At 72.3% G+C, this 16,737-nt stretch carries 15 protein-coding genes; 5 read left to right on the top strand and 10 right to left on the bottom strand.

Features of this window, described 5'->3' with window-relative positions; all coding sequences use genetic code 11:
- Positions 1–27: 27 nt before the first annotated feature.
- The 4 genes from chvE to DC008_RS10275 all read right to left on the bottom strand — a co-directional run bounded on the left by chvE (position 28) and on the right by DC008_RS10275 (position 4,595).
- Positions 28–1,137, bottom strand: a complete 1,110-nt coding sequence (gene chvE, locus DC008_RS10290; RefSeq protein ID WP_374207437.1) for a multiple monosaccharide ABC transporter substrate-binding protein — start codon at positions 1,135–1,137, stop codon at positions 28–30.
- Positions 1,138–1,319: 182 nt separating this feature from the next.
- Positions 1,320–2,282 (bottom strand): hypothetical protein, encoded by a 963-nt coding sequence (locus DC008_RS10285; protein WP_108706706.1) that lies wholly within the window; start codon positions 2,280–2,282, stop codon positions 1,320–1,322.
- A 154-nt stretch (positions 2,283–2,436) separates the two neighbouring features.
- Positions 2,437–3,441, bottom strand: coding sequence for a zinc-dependent alcohol dehydrogenase (locus DC008_RS10280; protein ID WP_108706705.1), 1,005 nt, complete (start codon positions 3,439–3,441; stop codon positions 2,437–2,439).
- Positions 3,438–4,595, bottom strand: coding sequence for a mandelate racemase/muconate lactonizing enzyme family protein (locus DC008_RS10275; protein WP_108706704.1), 1,158 nt, complete (start codon positions 4,593–4,595; stop codon positions 3,438–3,440). Before DC008_RS10275 ends, DC008_RS10280 begins: the two co-directional genes overlap by 4 nt.
- Positions 4,596–4,909: 314 nt before the next feature.
- On the opposite strand from DC008_RS10275, the gene DC008_RS35695 reads away from it, so the two are divergent.
- Entirely contained in the window at positions 4,910–5,896 is a 987-nt protein-coding gene (locus DC008_RS35695; protein ID WP_208645838.1) for an SCO2400 family protein, read from the top strand.
- A 19-nt stretch (positions 5,897–5,915) separates the two neighbouring features.
- On the opposite strand, the gene DC008_RS10260 is transcribed toward DC008_RS35695, so the two are convergent.
- Entirely contained in the window at positions 5,916–6,353 is a 438-nt protein-coding gene (locus DC008_RS10260) for a MarR family winged helix-turn-helix transcriptional regulator (RefSeq protein WP_108706702.1), read from the bottom strand.
- Between the two features lie 91 nt (positions 6,354–6,444).
- Between DC008_RS10260 and DC008_RS10255 the strand changes: the two genes are divergently transcribed.
- Positions 6,445–7,443, top strand: coding sequence for an NADP-dependent oxidoreductase (locus DC008_RS10255; RefSeq protein WP_108706701.1), 999 nt, complete (start codon positions 6,445–6,447; stop codon positions 7,441–7,443).
- A gap of 94 nt (positions 7,444–7,537) precedes the next feature.
- Complete coding sequence (locus DC008_RS10250) at positions 7,538–7,957, top strand: organic hydroperoxide resistance protein (RefSeq protein ID WP_108706700.1); 420 nt, start codon at positions 7,538–7,540, stop codon at positions 7,955–7,957.
- 55 nt (positions 7,958–8,012) lie between these two features.
- Here DC008_RS10250 and DC008_RS10245 read toward each other — a convergent pair whose 3' ends face one another.
- Positions 8,013–9,164 (bottom strand): serine hydrolase domain-containing protein, encoded by a 1,152-nt coding sequence (locus DC008_RS10245; protein WP_108706699.1) that lies wholly within the window; start codon positions 9,162–9,164, stop codon positions 8,013–8,015.
- A 157-nt stretch (positions 9,165–9,321) separates the two neighbouring features.
- Here DC008_RS10245 and DC008_RS10240 point away from each other — a divergent pair, with 157 nt between their 5' ends.
- A complete protein-coding gene (locus DC008_RS10240) occupies positions 9,322–10,110 on the top strand; it encodes an EI24 domain-containing protein (protein WP_108706698.1) in 789 nt (262 codons plus the stop codon).
- Here DC008_RS10240 and DC008_RS10235 read toward each other — a convergent pair.
- Together DC008_RS10235 and DC008_RS10230 are read right to left on the bottom strand one after the other, a co-directional pair.
- Entirely contained in the window at positions 10,100–11,377 is a 1,278-nt protein-coding gene (locus DC008_RS10235; RefSeq protein ID WP_208645837.1) for a pyroglutamyl-peptidase I, read from the bottom strand. The two genes, DC008_RS10240 and DC008_RS10235, sit on opposite strands and share 11 nt — an antisense overlap.
- Before the next feature lie 105 nt (positions 11,378–11,482).
- On the bottom strand, positions 11,483–12,064 hold the full coding sequence (locus tag DC008_RS10230) for a TetR/AcrR family transcriptional regulator (protein ID WP_108710633.1): 582 nt from the start codon (positions 12,062–12,064) through the stop codon (positions 11,483–11,485).
- A gap of 103 nt (positions 12,065–12,167) precedes the next feature.
- Between DC008_RS10230 and DC008_RS10225 the strand changes: the two genes are divergently transcribed.
- A complete protein-coding gene (locus tag DC008_RS10225; protein WP_108706697.1) occupies positions 12,168–14,603 on the top strand; it encodes a glycoside hydrolase family 3 protein in 2,436 nt (811 codons plus the stop codon).
- Between the two features lie 84 nt (positions 14,604–14,687).
- Here DC008_RS10225 and DC008_RS10220 read toward each other — a convergent pair whose 3' ends face one another.
- Both DC008_RS10220 and DC008_RS10215 read right to left on the bottom strand, forming a co-directional pair.
- Positions 14,688–15,665: an aldose epimerase family protein gene (locus DC008_RS10220; protein ID WP_108706696.1), complete on the bottom strand. Its 978-nt coding sequence runs from the start codon at positions 15,663–15,665 to the stop codon at positions 14,688–14,690.
- A gap of 10 nt (positions 15,666–15,675) precedes the next feature.
- Complete coding sequence (locus DC008_RS10215) at positions 15,676–16,566, bottom strand: SGNH/GDSL hydrolase family protein (protein ID WP_108706695.1); 891 nt, start codon at positions 16,564–16,566, stop codon at positions 15,676–15,678.
- Positions 16,567–16,737 lie beyond the last annotated feature (171 nt).

The following is a 16,737-nucleotide window of genomic DNA, read 5'->3' as shown; positions in this document are numbered from 1 at the left end:
TGCCTTCCAATCAGAGTGGGCGGGCGGTTACTTGAGGTCGCTCTCCTTGATGTAGCCGGAGTCCACGACCTCCTTCTGGTAGTTGCCCTTGTCGACGGCGACCGGCTCGAGCAGGAAGGCGGGGACGACCTTCGAGCCGTTGTCGTAGGTCTTGGTGTCGTTGACCTCGGGCTTCTTGTCGTTGAGCAGGGCGTCGACCATGCCCGAGGCGACCTTGGCGAGTTCGCGGGTGTCCTTGTAGACGGTCATCGACTGCTCGTCGGCGATGATCGACTTCACCGAGGCGACCTCGGCGTCCTGACCGGTGACGACCGGCAGCGGCTTGTTCTTGGAGCCGTAGTCGTCCGACTTCAGGGCGGACAGGATGCCGATGGAGATGCCGTCGTACGGCGAGAGCACCGCGTCGACCCGCTCGGACTTGTAGGCCGAGGTGAGGATGTCGTCCATGCGCTTCTGGGCGGTGCCGCCGTCCCAGCGCAGGGTGGTGACCTGGGTCAGCTCGGTCTGGCCGGAGCGGACGACGAGCTGCTTCTTGTCGATGTAGGGCTGGAGCACCTTCATCGCGCCGCCGAAGAAGTAGCGGGTGTTGTTGTCGTCGTTGGAGCCGGCGAACAGCTCGATGTTGAACGGGCCCTTCTTGCCGGACTTCAGGCCGAGCTTGTCGACGATGTAGCTGGCCTGCAGCTCGCCGACCTTCTCGTTGTCGAAGGAGGCGTAGTAGTCGACGTTCGGGGTGCCGAGGATCAGGCGGTCGTAGGAGATGACCGGGATGTCCGCGTCCTTGGCCTGCTGGAGCACGTTGTTCATCGACTTGTTGTCGATGGCGGCCACGATCAGCGCCTTGACGCCCTGGGTGATCAGGTTCTCGATCTGGGAGACCTGCTGGTCGGGGTCGTCCTCGCCGTAGACCAGCTTGGTCTTGTAGCCCTTGGACTGGAGGTCCTTCACGACGTTGTTGCCGTCGGCTATCCAGCGCTCGGAGGACTTGGTGGGCATCGCGATGCCGATCGTCGCCCCCTTCGTGCTGCCGTTGTCGTCCTTGCTCCCGCCCTCGCTGTCCTGGCCGCAGGCGGTCAGGGTGAGCGCGAGGGAGGCGACGGAGGCCATGGCGGCGAGTGCGGCTCTGCGACTACGCATGATCATCATCCTTGATGTGAGTGGAGCGGGGCTCGGTCGGGCCGGTCCGGTCGGGCCGGGTGCTGCGAGGGGCGATGCGAGGACGTGTCCGGGGCTGTTCGGGTCGGTCGGCCGTTCGACCGAGGGTGTGTGGGATTGTGTTCGCCTGCGTCCGCTTCTGTGAAGGGGGTTTCGCCGGAACGTTATGCGCGCGTTTCGAAACGGGTCAGCGTTCCGGGCAGCCGTGAACCGAGCGGCGCCATCGCGCCGTCGGCCCCGTGCCGGGCGAGCAGGTCCAGGGCCAGCCGTCCGCGCCGGACGCGTTCGCGGGCGGTGGCCAGCGTCAGCTCTCTCATGTGGTGGCCGTAGGGGTAGATGCCGGGCGCCTTGGAGAGCCCGAACTTCAGGTACAGCGGGGCGCCGCGCCGGATGAGCTCGGCGACCTCGTACATGCGCACATAGCCGCCGAGGTCGTCGGGGGCCTCGATGTACAGGTCCATGGGGGCCGCGGAGACCCGCCGGATCTCGGTGAGGTGGTCGAGCGTCAGATCGCTCGGCACATTGACCGAGTCGGCGCCGAGCCGCTCGTACACCGCGTACGAGGCCGGGTTGACCGGGCCGATCAGGGCGCTGACCTTCAGGGTGGTGTCGGCCGGGATGATGCCGGCGACCCGCGCCCGGTGCAGCGTCCACAGCACGCCCTCGTCGGCGACCAGCAGGCACTTCACGCCGAGTTCGGTGGCGCGTACGGCGTCCTCCACACAGCCGGCGACCGCGTCGTGGCCGCGGGCGCGCAGCCCGGCCCCCCGGGAGTCGGTGCGGGTCGAGGCCCCGATGTCCCAGGTGCCGCGCGGGCCGGTGAAGAGGCAGAGCTCGATGTCCCGTTCGGCGGTCGCCTCGGCCATCTCGGTGATCTCGGCGTCGGTCAGCATCCAGACGCCGCTGCCCTGGCTGATCCGGTGGATCGGCACGTCCAGCCGGGAGGCTTCCTTCAGGACGACGGCCAGCGCCTCGGGACCCTCGCACGAGGGGATCTCGGTGCGCCAGCGGCCCCCGCCCGGGAAGGTGTGGGGCGAGGCGTCGGCGGGGGAGAGGTCGGGCGCGCCCAGGCCGAGGGCGGCGAGCGCCGGCTCACCGGGTCGTCGGGCTGCGGAGGCGTCGGTCACGGGCTGTCCTTAGTGTTCGGTATTTCGGACGAGGTTCGCGTCTCGGGGCGTGCGGACCTCGGGTACGCCGGCACGGGGACCGTCAGGGTGCCCCCGTGCCGGCGTACGGCGAAGGGATGGCGCGTACGGCGGGAGCCGCGTGGGCGGAGGGCCGTCAGGGGCGGAGGAGGACCTTGCCCACCTTCGGGTCGCCGGACCCGACCAGCTCGATCGCCTGCGCGAACTCCGTCAGCGGCAGTTCGTGCGTGACCAGCGGCAGCGGGTCGAGCAGCCCGGCGGAGAACACCCGCACGGCGTGCGCCCAGGCGTCGGGCGGCGCCCCGAAGACCGTCTGCACCTCCAGCTGCCGTACGACCAGATCGGTCGGGTCGAGCCCCGGCGCGCGCGGCGCCGGGATCCCGGTGAGGACCAGCCGCCCGCCCCGCCGCAGCAGCGCGGCAGAGGTACGCGCCGCCTCGGCGGACCCGGCGGTCTCCACGACCACGTCGTAACCACCCCCGAGATCCTCGTCCTTGGTGCGGAAGCCGGTCGCCCCGTACGCGTACGCCGGCTGCTCCCGGTCGCGGCGCGTGCCGACCACGAGCAGCTCGCCGGGCGAGCCCGCCGCCAGGAACTGCACGGCGAACATCCCGAGCGTCCCGGTCCCGACCACCGCCACCCGCTCCCCGGGCAGCGCCCGCGCCTTCATCGCCGCGGCGGCGATACAGGCGGCCGGCTCCAGCAGGGCGGCGGCGGTGAGGTCGCAGTCGTCCGGCAGGACGTGCAGCAGCCGGGCCGGAAGGGTGAGCGTGGCCGCCATGGCGCCCGGCTGGGTGAACCCGGTCTCCTCGTACCCCGCCTCGCACAGCGTCGTCTCACCGGCGTGACAGCGGTCGCAGACCTGGCAGTTGCGGAACCCCTCGCCGACCACCTTGCGGCCCACCAGCCGCTCCGGCACCCCGGCGCCGACGGCGGCGACGGTCCCGGACCACTCGTGGCCCGGGGTCAGCGGGTAACGGACGTACCCCTCGGGCCGGTTGCCCTGGTACAGCTCGCGGTCGCTGCCGCAGATCCCGGCCGCGTGCACCCGGACCAGCGCCTCGCCGGGACCGGGATCGCGCGGGGTGTGCTCGACGAGCCGGTGGGCGCCGGGCGCCTCGACGACGACCGCGACGCTCATCGCGTCCCCTTCGGCTTGCGCTGCTCCCAGCCCTCGGCCCACAGGTCGAACCGGGCCTGCTGCTGCGGGAACTCGGCGGCGGCCTCGGCGTCGAACTCCACGCCGAGCCCGGGGGCGTCGGAGAGATGGAAGTAGCCGTCCACGACCTGCGGCGCGCCCTTGACCACCTTCTTGATCTCGGCGTCGGCGAAGTCGTTGAAGTGCTCCAGGATCTTGAAGTTCGGCGAGGTGAAGCCGACTTGGAGCGAGGCGGCGGTGAGCACCGAACCGCCGACGTTGTGCGGGGCGATCAGCGTGTAGTGGGTCTCGGCGGTCGCGGCGAGCTTGCGGGTCTCCCAGATGCCGCCGATATGGCCGACGTCGGGCTGGATGATGTCGGCCGCCTGGCTCTCGAACAGCTCCCGGAACTCGATCCGGTCGTGGATGCGCTCGCCGGTGGCGACCGGGATGTCGACCTTGGCGGCGACCTTCTCCAGCGCCTTCAGGTTCTCCGGCGGGCAGGGCTCCTCCAGCCAGGCGGGCTTGAAGGGGGCCAGCTCGTGCGCGAGGCGTACGGCGGTGGCGGGGGAGAAGCGGCCGTGCATCTCCAGCATCAGCTCGGCGTCGGGGCCGATGGCGTCCCGTACGGCCTCGATGAGGGAGACGGCGTACAGGGTCTGCTCGTGGTCGAGCTCGAAGTGCCCGGTGCCGAAGGGGTCGATCTTGAGCGCCCGGTACCCGCGCTCCATCACGCCCCGGGCGGCCTTGTGGTACGCCTCGGGCGTGCGCTCGGTGGTGTACCAGCCGTTGGCGTACGCCTTCACCCTGTCGGTGACCTTGCCGCCGAGCAGCTGCCAGACCGGCACCCCGAGCGCCTTGCCCTTGATGTCCCAGCAGGCCATCTCGATCACGGCGATACCGGACATCACGATCTCGCCGGCCCGGCCGTAGTCGCCGTACTTCATACGGCGCACCAGGTCCTCGACGGCGAACGGGTCGGAGCCGATGATGTGGTTGGCCTCGGCCTCCCGCAGATAGCCGATCAGCGCGTCGGTGTGGCCCAGCATCCTGGTCTCGCCGACTCCGGTCAGCCCTTCGTCGGTGTGCACCTGGACGTAGGTCAGATTGCGCCACGGCGTCCCGACCACGTGTGTGCTGATTCCGGTGATGCGCACGGCAGTTGCCCCTTGATGCGTCGTCGGCTCATTCGGTTGTGCATCCGACGGTGTTCGATATTTCGTCACACGTTCGAAATGCTGACGTGACAGTAGGGAGGGGGCGACGGGGGTGTCAATGGGTCGCGCGTATAACGGTTTCGACACCACTCGCGGGGCTCAGAACGGGGCTCTTCGTCGCGCAGTGTGCGGGGCGTGTCTGGCGTGTCCTGGCATATCCGCCAACTGGTCATGCCTGTGCGCATTGTTGTCCACAAAACTTTCACAGCCGTGACTAGGAACGGCGCGCGTCCGGAACCTAGTCTTCCCGCGTCATGGACTACTGCCACCCGTGCCGACGGCACCTGAACGGCGCCCTCGCCTGCCCGGGGTGCGGCGCCACGACCGAACAGCCGCACGTGTACGCGGACGCCATGGGCGGCGCCCGGTACCCGCAGCAGGCCGAGCGGTCCCCGGGCGCGCCCGCGGCGCACGCGGGGCAGTACGGCGAGCCCTCCGGCGGCTCCTACGGCGCCCCGGTGCCGGCACCGGACGCCCCCGAGAGCACGTACGAGGCCGAGAGCACCTATGAGGCCGAGGGCGCCGGTGAGACGGCCGAGGCGGCACCCGAGGGCGGCCGGGCCGCACGGCGCGCGGCACAGCGGCGCGGCGGCCGGGGCCGCCGGCGCGGCCGCGACGAGCAGCCGGTCCCCGATACGTACGACGACGGCGAGGCCTACGACGACGCCGACGCGTACGACGAAGAGGACGGTGACCCCGAGGACGAGTCCGGGACCGGCACGAGCCGCCGGGACCGCAAGGCCGCCGCGCACCGCCGCCGCAGGCGCCGCACCCTGCTCGTCACCGCCGGCTTCGTCCTGGCCGCCGGCGGGCTGAGCCTCGCCGAACTCGGCATGGACGCCCCGGGCGACAGCCCCAAGTCGGCCGTGGCCGGGGACTCCTCGGCGGACGGCGCCGCCAAGGGCGAGCTGACGACATCACCCGGCGCCACCGACCCCGCCGCCCTCCCGGGCGGGGGCGCGGCCTCGGGGAACCCGTCCGCCTCCCCCTCGGCGTCCGAGTCCGGCAAGGACAAGGACGACGAGGACGAGAAGAAGGACGAGGACGCCGACGGCACCCCGGACCCCGAGTCGCAGTCGGCGACCACCGGCACCGGTGTGGACACCCCGCCCCCGGCCCCCGATCCCACGCCCACCTCGGGCGGCGACTCCACCCCCACCGAGGAACCGCCCCCCGCGAACCCCACGCCCGACCCCAAGCCGACGGACGAGTGCAAGCGGTTCCTCTGGTGGTGCACGTAGTCGGGAAAGCGGGCGGGCGTCAGTCCGCCAGCATCCGGCGCAGCAGATCGCGCAGCGCCAGCCGTTCGTCCTCCGACAGGCCCGCCAGCGGCTCCCGGGCGAACCGCAGGGACTCCCTGAGGCTCCGGGCCACCTGACGGCCCTCCTCGGTCGCGGCGGCCAGCTTCACCCGGCGGTCCGCCGGGTCCGGCCTGCGCTCCACCAGCCCCCGGGCCTCCAGCCGGTCCACGATGCCGGTCACGTTCGACGGCTCGCAGCGCAGTCGCTGCGCCAGCTTGCGCATCGGCAGCGGCTCCAGCGAGAGCAGGCTCAGCAGCCGCGCCTGCGCGCCCGTGAGCGCGTGCTCCGCGGCCGCCTCCTCGTACTCCGCGTGATAGCGGGCCACGACCGCGCCGATGAGGTCGACGACCTCGAAGGTCAGTTCATCCGGACGGTGGGTCTTGGGTGGAGTGGTCACGCTTCCAGGGTACTCGGTTACTTGACATCCTGAAATGTTCAGGCGCATGGTTGTTTCAGGTACTGAAGTATTTTGATGGAAGGGCACCCCCGTGATCAACCGCGAATGGCACCTCGTCTCCCGTCCCGTCGGCTGGCCCAAGACCGAGGACTTCGCCCTGGTCGAGGCCGAGGTGCCGACCCCGGGCGAGGGCCAGGTGCTCGTCCGCAACAAGTACCTCTCGGTCGACCCGTACATGCGCGGCCGCATGTCGGCCGCCAAGTCCTACGCCGACCCCTATGAGCTCGGCAAGGTCATGCAGGGTGGCGCGGTCGGCGAGGTCGTCGAGTCGAACGCCGAGGGCATCGCGGTCGGCGACCACGTCCTGCACTTCTTCGGCTGGCGCGAGTACGCGGCCCTGGACGCCCGGCACGCCGTCAAGGTCGACGCGGACGCCGCGCCGCTGTCCACGTATCTCGGCGTCCTCGGCATGACCGGCCTCACCGCCTACGCCGGCCTGCTGCGCACCGCCGCCTTCAAGGAGGGCGACGCGGTGTTCGTCTCCGGCGCGGCCGGTGCCGTCGGCAGCCAGGTCGGGCAGATCGCCAGGCTCAAGGGCGCCTCGCGGGTCATCGGCTCGGCCGGCTCCGACGAGAAGGTGAAGCTCCTGGTCGAGGAGTACGGCTTCGACGCCGCGTTCAACTACAGGAACGGCCCCGTCGCCGAGCAGCTGAAGCAGGCCGCCCCGGACGGCATCGACGTGTACTTCGACAACGTCGGCGGCGAGCACCTGGAGGCCGCCATCGGCCGGCTCAACCGGAACGGCCGGATCGCCGTCTGCGGCATGATCTCCGTCTACAACGACACCGAGCCCGCCCCCGGCCCGCGCAACCTCGCCCGGCTGATCCAGACCCGCGGCCGGATCGAGGGCTTCCTGGTCGGCGACCACTACGACCTCCAGCCGCAGTTCGTCCAGGAGGGCGGCCCCTGGGTCGCCTCGGGCGGGCTGAAGTACCGCGAGACGGTCGTCGAGGGCATCGAGAACAACCTGGAGGCGTTCTTCGGGGTCCTGCGCGGCGACAACATCGGCAAGATGATCGTCAAGCTCTGACCCCTACTGCGGGATTTCGGTATGCGGTAACTTCTTTCCGAAACCGTCGTCGATCGTGGGCGCGAGTCGCGGCGGACCGAGAAGGAGACACCGCATGCCCATCCAGCCCGCAGACGTCCTCTACGCCGCCGTCGCCACCGCCGAGAACGGCCGTGACGGCCGGGTCGCCACCGACGACGGCACGCTCGACGTCGTCGTGAACCCGCCGAAGGAGATGGGCGGCAGCGGCACGGGGACCAACCCCGAGCAGCTGTTCGCCGCCGGCTACAGCGCCTGCTTCCAGGGCGCCCTCGCCGTCGTCGCCCGCCGGGAGAAGGCGGACGTCACCGGCTCCACCGTCACCGCGAAGGTCGGCATCGGCAAGAACGACGACGGCTTCGGCCTGATCGTGGAGATCTCCGCGAACATCCCGAACGTGGACGGGGAAACGGCTCGCGCCCTGCTGAAGAAGGCCCACGAGGTGTGCCCGTACTCCAGGGCGACACGCGGGAACATCACCGTGACCCTGGTCTGACCCGGCACGAAGGCCGCACCCTCGCACGCGGGGTGCGGCCTCACGCGTTCCCGCCTCAGACGGCCAGCGCCGCGCTGTGCACCAGCCGCACCAGCCGGTCGTTCTCCAGGGCCGCCCCGCCCGGATAGGCGTAGCGGCGCCGCGTGTAGCCGTACGCGAGACCGCTGCGGGGGTCGGCGAACGCCTGGGAGCCGCTCGCGCCGGCGTGCCCGAACGACCCGGCGCCCAGGAACGGGTACCACGGGTCCGCGACCGCCTGGAAGCCGAGCCCGAACGACTTGTACGTCCCGGACACCAGGTCCTGGCCGGTGGAGTGGATCTGCCCGACCTCGGCGACCATGTCCGGCTTGAGCAGCGGCGGCCGCCCGTCCAGCCCGCTCACGGCGGCCGCGTACATCCCCGCCAGGCCCCGCGCGGACCCGACCCCGCCCGCAGAGGAGGGCCCGTTCGCCCGCACCGCGCGGGAGTTGGGGTAGTCCGCCAGCTCACCCGGCATCGGCACATGCGTGTTGAACGCGATCGAGGCCAGCGTGTGCGGGCCGGTCGGCGTCGCGTCCAGCACCGCCTGCTGCTCCGGCGTCGGCGCCATCGGCTGCACGGACCGGTAGCGGGGCTCCAGGGCCTCGGGAAGCCCGAGATGGAGGCCCAGGTCGTGCGGGGCGCGCACACGCTCCTCCCACACCTCCTGCAGGGTGCGGCCGGTGGCGCGCCGGACGACCTCGCCGGTGAGCGCGCCGATGGTGAGCCCGTGGTAGCCGAAGGCCGTGCCCGGCCGCCAGAACGGCCGCTGCCCGGCGAGGCGCTCCGCGATGGCGCGGTCGTCGGCCAGCTCCTCCACCGTGAACCCCGCGTCGAGCCCGACGACCCCGGCGCGGTGCGCGATCAGCTCGCGCAGGGTGATCCGGGCCTTGCCCTCGGCCGCGAACTCCGGCCAGTACGACGCCACTTCGCGGTCCAGGTCCAGCACACCGTCCTGGACGAGCAGCGCCACCACCAGATGGGCGGCGCCCTTCGTGGAGGAGAACACCCCGTAGAGGGAGTCGGCCTCGGCGCCCGGGCCCGCCCACAGGTCGACCAGCCGCCGTCCGTGCACATACGCGCACACCTGGCCCTCGTAGTCCGCCCGCTCCGTGGCCACGAAGGCCGCGAACTCCTCCCGCACCGCCTCGAAGCCGTCCGCGACCGTGCCGTGGATCTCCGCTGTCATCCGCTCTCCTCACCCAGGGGCCAGTGATGTCCGCCACGATCTCAACACCCTCCGTACACGGGCCCATTCCCCCTCGCGGCGAGCGCGCCGGCCGCCGTGACCGGGTGCCGAAACCGCCGTGACGGCCGTGTGACACACCCCGGCTACAGTGATCCGCATGCGCGATCTCGGCTCCGGTTTCCGGTACTTCCTCAAAGGCCAGCGATGGGTGGCCCGGCACGGCAGGCAGTACGGCTTCGGGCTGATCCCGGGCCTGATCACCCTCGTGCTCTACGCGGGCACGCTCGTGGCGCTCGCGCTGTGGGGCCAGGACCTCGTGGCCTGGTCGACCCCGTTCGCCGACGACTGGTCCAGCCCGTGGCAGGGCCTGTTCCGGGGGCTGCTCACCGCCGTCCTGTTCGCCCTGGGCCTGCTCCTGTCCGTGGTCACCTTCACCGCCGTGACCCTGCTGATCGGCCAGCCCTTCTACGAGAACCTCTCGGAGAAGGTCGACCGGGACGTCTCGCCCGACGGCACGGCACCCGAATCCGGGCTGCCGCTCTGGCGCGAGCTGTGGATCTCGGGCCGCGACAGCCTGCGGATCGTCGTGCGCGCCGCCCTCTGGGGCGTGCTGCTGTTCGCGGCCGGTTTCATCCCGGTCGTCGGCCAGACGGCCGTCCCGGTCCTCGGTGTCGTCGTCACCGGCTTCTTCCTCACCGAGGAGCTGACGGCCGTCGCCCTCCAGCGCCGCCGGGTCGAGCTGCGGGAGCGCCTGGCGCTGCTGCGCTCCCGCAAGAGGCTTGTCTGGGGCTTCGGCACCCCGCTCGCCGCCGCCTTCCTGGTGCCGTTCGTCGCGGTGTTCCTGATGCCGGGCGCGGTCGCGGGCGCCACCCTGATGGCCCGGGAGCTGTCCGGCGAGGAGACACGGGAGGACGAGCCGGCCGAGCCCGAGAAGGTCACCTGGTGACCGGGCTGCCGGCCGCCACCTTCAGGATCGTCCGGACCTGGGCGATGATGTCCAGCCGGTTGCGGACGAACTCCGGGTCCGTCACCGCCCCCGACGCCGGATCGGTGTTCCCGGCGCCGAACTGCAGCACCGGTGTGTGCACATGCCCGCCCGGCAGCGTGTCGTGCAGCCCCAGCCGGTCGCGCAGCAGCGTCGCCCGGTAGGCGATCTCGTTCGACAGGTAGTCGCCGCCGCCCCCGGCCCGGGCGCTCGACCCGGGCGTCGGCCCGTCCGGCCGGACGACGGGCGTGGTGCCCCCCGCCGGGATCTCGGTCACGCTCGTGTTGTCGTACACGGGGAACCGTCCGGTGGGCGCGGCGACGATCGCCGCGTACGGCAGCGTGGTCGTCGTCCACTGCGGCTGCGAGCCGGGGTCCGCGACCGGGGCGAGGCCGGTGCTGGAGGCGTTCTCGTTGTCCGCGAAGCCGCCCCGCCAGGCCCCGTTGGTCCGCTCCACGTCGAACCGCCCCACCCGTCCCTGGCTCACGGTCGTGAACAGGTCGACCCGCTCCAGATACGGCCGCAGCGCCCGCTCCACCGTGCCCTCGGCGAAGTCCCGCCAGCGCACCGGGAACACGGCGGTCTCGACCCGCGCCGGACCGTCCGCCGTCTCGACGACCGTGCCGTCCAGCGCCAGCGCGGTCGCCCCGGACGGGTTGGAGATACGGATGTCCCGGTCGAGCGTGAACGGGTCGAACCCGGTGAGCAGAATGCGCCGGACCCCCTTCTCGCCCTTGTCGCGCCCCTCATGCGGGAGCCGGATGTCGCGCTGCCCGCGCGAGGTGCGCTCCAGGGCGTCGAGGAGCGCCGCCCGCCGGGTCTCGCCGAGCGCGAAGCCCGGCTCCCAGGTGCGCAGTTCCCGCGTCATCGTCAGCCGGGCCCAGTACAGCGGCCGGTCGTCGTCCCGGCTGAGGTCGCCGCCCGCCGGGCCCCGCCCCTGCGCCCGGTCGACGGCTCGCCGCCACAGCGCCGTCCCATGGCGCTCGACGGCGCGGCGGGCCGACGCGTAGCCGCGCGCGGAGTCCAGGGCGCGGGTGAAGGCGGCGGTGGCGGTGTCGAATCCGGAGCGGCGCAGGATCTCCTGCGGCACCGCCCGGGTGAGCCGTTGTTCCTCGACGGTGGGTGCGGCGGCCGTCCCGGCGGCGGCAGCGGTGCCGGTGGCGGGTGCGGCGAGGCCGGTCAGCAGGGCCAGGGCGAGCACTCCGGTCCGAACACGGGGGGATATCACAGGGGTTCCGGTCCTTCCGTCACGGTGGGGGTCGTGCGGGACGCCGGAAGTATCGCGTGACAGGAGAGGTCCACGCCATGGTGCGTACGGGCTCATCCGCCGCCGTCAGTCGCGGAGTTCGCCCAGCAACCGCAGGAAGTCGCGGAAGGCGCCGGGCATGTCGACCGACGAGGGGTCCAGGAGCCACTGGTACTGCAGGCCGTCCATGACGGCGACCAGCAGCGGGGCGGTGCGTTCGGGCGTCAGCCCGTTCGGCAGCCGGTCGCCGTACTCGGCGCGCAGCATCTCCGCCATGCTGGCGCGCACCCGGGTGTACCGCTCGGAGAAGAACGCCCGCGCCGGGTGCCCCTCCGTCACGCTCTCGCCGAGCAGCGCCGAGAAGGTCTGCACGATCCCTGGCCGCATCGCGTTGTACTCGACCAGCGCGGCCAGCAGATCGGTCCGCCACCGGCTGCCCGGCACGGCGTCCCACTGGTCCCGCTCCTGGAGCACGGCGACGAGCAGCGCGTCCTTGGTCGGGAAGTGGTGCATCAGGCCCTGCTGGGTGAGCCCCACCCGCTCGGCGACCGCGGCCAGGCTCGCGCCCCGGTAGCCGCGCTCGGCGATCACCTCCAGCGTCGCCCGGACGATCTCGGCGCGGCGCTCCTCGCTCCTGACCCTCGCGTTCATGGCGTCACGGTACGGGATGCCCACCGCACATGTGTAACACGCGGATAACGAAACCTACCGGTCGACAAGTGGCCGATGCAGGATGGTGCCCACAGCCCGGACTCGACGAGGAGGCACCGCGATGGCGGGAACGCGCACCCAGGCCGATGCAGCACGCGAGGCAGTCGTGGAGGCGGCCCTCGCCCGGCTCGACCTCGACGCGAAGACACGGCTGCTGTCCGGCCGGGACATGTGGTCCCTGCCCGACCTCCCCGAGATCGGCCTGCCCTCCCTCGTGATGTCCGACGGCCCGATCGGTGTCCGCGGGGTGCGCTGGACCGCCGACGACCCGTCCGTCGCCCTGCCGTCCCCGACCGCCCTCGCCGCCACCTGGGACCCGGACCTCGCCCACCGGGCCGGCGTCCTCCTCGCCCAGGAGGCCCGCCGCAAGGGCGTCCACGTCCTGCTCGCCCCCACCGTCAACCTGCACCGCTCCCCGCTCGGCGGCCGCCACTTCGAGGCGTACAGCGAGGACCCGTTGCTCACCGGGGCCATCGGCGCGGCCTATGTCTCCGGGGTGCAGTCCGGCGGCGTCGGCACCACCGTGAAGCACTTCGTCGCCAACGACGCCGAGACCGAACGCTTCACGGTCGACAACGTCGTCGGCGAACGCGCCCTGCGCGAGCTGTACCTGGCGCCCTTCGAGCACATCGTGGAACACGCCCGACCCTGGGGCGTGATGACCGCGTACAACTCCGTCAACGGCACGACCATGACCGAGCACCGCCGGCTGGTCGAGGACGTGCTGCGCGGCGAATGGGGCTTCGACGGCGTCAACGTCTCCGACTGGGCCGCCGCACGCGACACCGCCGCCGCCCTCCACGGCGGCCTCGACATCGCCATGCCCGGCCCTCGCACCGTCTACGGCAAGGCCCTCGCCCGGGCCGTGCGCGCCGGCCAGGTGCCCGAGACCCGGGTCGACGACGCGGTGCGCAACGTCCTGCGGCTGGCCGCCCGCGTCGGCCTCCTCCCCGGCGCCGAACCGGCCGTCACCGAGCTCCCGCCCGAGACCGACGGCCCCGCCCTGGCCCGCGAGATCGCCCGCCGCTCCTTCGTCCTGGTCCGCAACCAGGACGTCCTGCCGCTGCCGCCCGGCGGCACGGTCGCGCTGATCGGCGGCGCCGCCCGCGACGCCCGGGTCCTCGGCGGCGGCTCCGCGACCGTCTTCCCGGCCCGCACCGTCTCCCCGCTGGACGGCCTCACCGCCGCCCTCCCCGAGGGCGCCCTCACCTACGCCGTCGGCGCCGACCCCAGCACCGAACTCGGCGTCGCCGACCGGGGGTTCGAGCTGCGGGCCGTATGCCGGGACGCCGACGGCCGTGTCCTCGGCACCGGTTCCGCGCCCAGCGGGCACATCCAGTGGATGGGCTCCGACCTCCCCGACGGCGTGACCCACGAGAGCCTGCACAGCGTCGAGCTGACCGGCACCTTCACCCCCCGCGACACCGGCACCCACACCTTCGGCATCAAGGGCATCGGCGCCTTCCGGCTCGTCGTCGACGGCACCACCCACTACGACGACGTCCAGCGCCCCACCAAGGACGACCCCTTCATCAGCTTCTTCGGCGCCCCCGTCGCGCACGCCCGGCCCCACCTCACCGCCGGCGTCCCGGTCGAGGTCTCCCTCACCCACGTCGTCGAGCACCCCGAGGACGCCCCGCTGAGGGTCGTCGGCTTCACGCTCGCCCACCAGGAGCCGCTGCGCGACCCCGACGAGCTGATCGCCGAGGCCGCCGAGGCCGCGCGCGCCGCCGACACCGCCGTCGTCGTGGTCGCCACCACCGAGCGGGTCGAGTCGGAGGGCTTCGACCGCACCGATCTGCGGCTGCCCGGCCGCCAGGACGACCTGGTCCGCGCCGTCGCCGCCGCCAACCCCCGCACGGTCGTCGTCGTCAACTCCGGCTCCCCGGTGGAGCTTCCGTGGCGCGACGAGGTCGCCGCGGTGCTGCTGAGCTGGTTCCCGGGGCAGGAGGGCGGCGCGGCCCTCGCCGACGTGCTCACCGGCGCCGAGGAGCCCGGCGGCCGGCTGCCCACCACCTGGGGGTCGCTCGCTGACGCCCCGGTCACCGAGGTCGCCCCCACCGACGGCACCCTCGTCTACTCCGAGGGCGTCTTCGTCGGCCACCGGGCCTGGGAGAAGGCGGGCCGCAGCCCGTCGTACCCGTTCGGGCACGGCCTCGGCTACACCACGTGGGCGTACGAGTCCGCCGAGGTCAAGGGCACCACGGTCCGGGTGCGGGTGCGCAACACCGGCGAGCGGGCGGGCCGCGAGGTCGTGCAGGTCTATCTGGCGCCCGCGAAGCCGGACGCCGGGCGCCCGGCGCGCTGGCTCGCCGGATTCGCCGGGGTCTCGGCCGAGCCGGGGGAGAGCGGCGAGGCCGTGATCGAACTGTCCCGCCGCGCTTTCGAAGTGTGGGACGAGACGACCGAGGCGTGGACCTTTGTGAAGGGTTCGTACGAGATTCAGCTCGGACGCTCGATCGCCGACCGCAGGCTGACCGCGACCATTAACGTCTGATCGGGAGAAGTACCCAGGAACAGCCCCGGTCCGGGCCCTGACACCGGGACCGGGGCTCGGGCCTCCACCGCGCCTCGGCGCCTGTCAGCGCGCCGAGAAGGCGTACACCGTCTCCGAGTGGTACACCTCGCCGGGCCGCAGCACCGTGCTCGGGAAGTCCGGCCGGTTCGGGGAGTCCGGGAAGTGCTGTGTCTCCAGCGCGACGCCGTCACCGGGGGAGAAGGGCTCCTCGATCTGGTCGGCGGTGTAGAGCTGCAGACCGGGCTCGGTGGTGGACACCGTCAGCACCCGTCCGCTCGACGGGTCGTACAGCTCGGCGACCTCCCGCGCGTCCTCCGTCACCCCCTTGTCCAGCGCGAAGTTGTGGTCGTACCCGGAGCCGACCTTGCGCGCCTGGCGGAAGTCGAAGCGGGTGCCCGTGACGTCCTCCAGGACGCCGGTCGGGATCAGGTCCGCGTCGACCGGGGTGAACCGGGAGGCGTCCAGCCGCAGTTCATGGCCGCCCGCGTCACCGGACCCGGCCCCGGCGAGGTTGAAGTAGCTGTGGTTGGTCAGATTGACGACGGTCGGCGCGTCCGTCACCGCCTCGTACACGAACCGAAGCGCCCCGTCGGCCTCCAGCGTGTACGTCGCCGTCACCTCCAGCCGCCCCGGGAAGCCCTCCTCGCCGTGCGGGCTGACCCGGGTCAGCCGCAGCCCGTGCTCGACCGGCGCCACGTCCCACACCCGCTTGTCGAACCCGTGGGCACCGCCGTGCAGGGAGTTGGGCGGGGTGTTGGGGTCGAGCGCGTAGGTGACGCCGTCCAGCGGGAAGCGGCCGCCCGCGATCCGGTTGGCGTACCGGCCGATCAGAGCGCCGAGATACGGCCCGGGATGCGTCACATACCCGTCGAGATCGGCGAACCCGAGGACCACGTCCGCCGTCCGGCCGTCCCGGTCGGGCACCTCCAGTGACTGCACGATCCCGCCGTACGAGAGGACTCGCACCCGAACGCCCGCGCGCTCCAGGGTCCAGCGGTGGACCTCCGTGCCGTCGGAAAGTGTGCCGAAGTGTTCGCTCATGAGCGGAACACTAGTTCGTGACCGTCCGGTAGGCGATCTCCGCCAGCCGGGCCTGACCGTCGACGCTCGGATGGAAGAAGTCCCACTGGCTCAACTGCGCCTGGCCGAACCGGAAGTCGTGCACCGCCCCGCCGTCGAAGCGGCACCGGCGGTCCTTGGCGCAGACGTCCTTCAGCACCTTGTTGTACGCCTCGACCCGGTCCTGCACGGTGGACCGGCGCTGCTTCGCCCCCGCCGTCAGGGACTCCGCGTCCCCCAGCATCGACGGGCAGATCCCCAGCTTCCACACCTGCAGGCCCATCGGGCTGGTGCGGCCCTGCTCCCACAGCCGCATCAGATTCGGCACGCTCGCCACGTACACCTGCGACTTCGGCAGCGAGCGGCGCAGGGTGCGCAGCGCCTCCTCGAAACTCGCGCGGAACTCCGCGACCGGCGTCATCGAGTCGACCGACCTGCGGCAGGCGTCGTTGGCGCCCGCCATCACCGTGACCAGCTCGGGCCGGTGCGTCACGGCCCGCGCCATCTGGGCGGGCACGTCCTCCATCCGGGCCCCGGTCACCGCGAGGTTCCAGCTGCGGTCCGCCGCCTTCGCCCGGCCCAGCAGCCGCACCGCCAGACTGTCCACCGAGGCCCGGCTCCCGGTCGCCCAGGACACCTCGGGGCAGTCCGACAGGATCGCACACGCGTCGAAACCGGTCGTGATGGAGTCGCCCACCGCCGCGACGGAGGCCGGACTGCGGTCCCACACCGGCGTCGGCCTCGGCGACGGCCGCGCGCCCCGCGCCTCGGTCCCGGACGGCGCGGGGGAGGCCCCGCCCACGGCGTCACAGCCGGCCGCGCCCAGCACGGCCGCGGCCACGGCGGCGAGGACGGCGCGCGAGACATGCCGTGGCTTCCGCATACCCGTCCATCCCCTCGTCGGACCCGTCGAAGTGTCCAACCCATGACACCGCACCCGGGTTCCCGGGCCGCGCATGCAACGGCTCACACCCGCACAAGCGTCCTGCCGGGTGAATGGCGGGCGTTTCACGGCCCCGGGACCGACGGTACGTCACACTCCTTGCGCCGCCGC

Origin of the sequence: Streptomyces nigra (assembly GCF_003074055.1) — a bacterium.
Taxonomy (GTDB): Bacteria; Actinomycetota; Actinomycetes; order Streptomycetales; family Streptomycetaceae; genus Streptomyces; species Streptomyces nigra.
This window is presented reverse-complemented; position numbering and strand designations above follow the sequence as displayed.

Excerpts from the sequence above, each read along its gene's own strand:
- chvE (WP_374207437.1), bottom strand. The coding sequence starts at position 1,137 with ATGCGTAGTCGCAGAGCCGCACTCGCCGCCATGGCCTCCGTCGCCTCC.
- DC008_RS10280 (WP_108706705.1), bottom strand. The coding sequence starts at position 3,441 with ATGAGCGTCGCGGTCGTCGTCGAGGCGCCCGGCGCCCACCGGCTCGTC.
- DC008_RS35695 (WP_208645838.1), top strand. The coding sequence starts at position 4,910 with ATGGACTACTGCCACCCGTGCCGACGGCACCTGAACGGCGCCCTCGCC.
- DC008_RS10250 (WP_108706700.1), top strand. The coding sequence starts at position 7,538 with ATGCCCATCCAGCCCGCAGACGTCCTCTACGCCGCCGTCGCCACCGCC.
- DC008_RS10245 (WP_108706699.1), bottom strand. The coding sequence starts at position 9,164 with ATGACAGCGGAGATCCACGGCACGGTCGCGGACGGCTTCGAGGCGGTG.
- DC008_RS10240 (WP_108706698.1), top strand. The coding sequence starts at position 9,322 with ATGCGCGATCTCGGCTCCGGTTTCCGGTACTTCCTCAAAGGCCAGCGA.
- DC008_RS10225 (WP_108706697.1), top strand. The coding sequence starts at position 12,168 with ATGGCGGGAACGCGCACCCAGGCCGATGCAGCACGCGAGGCAGTCGTG.
- DC008_RS10220 (WP_108706696.1), bottom strand. The coding sequence starts at position 15,665 with ATGAGCGAACACTTCGGCACACTTTCCGACGGCACGGAGGTCCACCGC.
- DC008_RS10215 (WP_108706695.1), bottom strand. The coding sequence starts at position 16,566 with ATGCGGAAGCCACGGCATGTCTCGCGCGCCGTCCTCGCCGCCGTGGCC.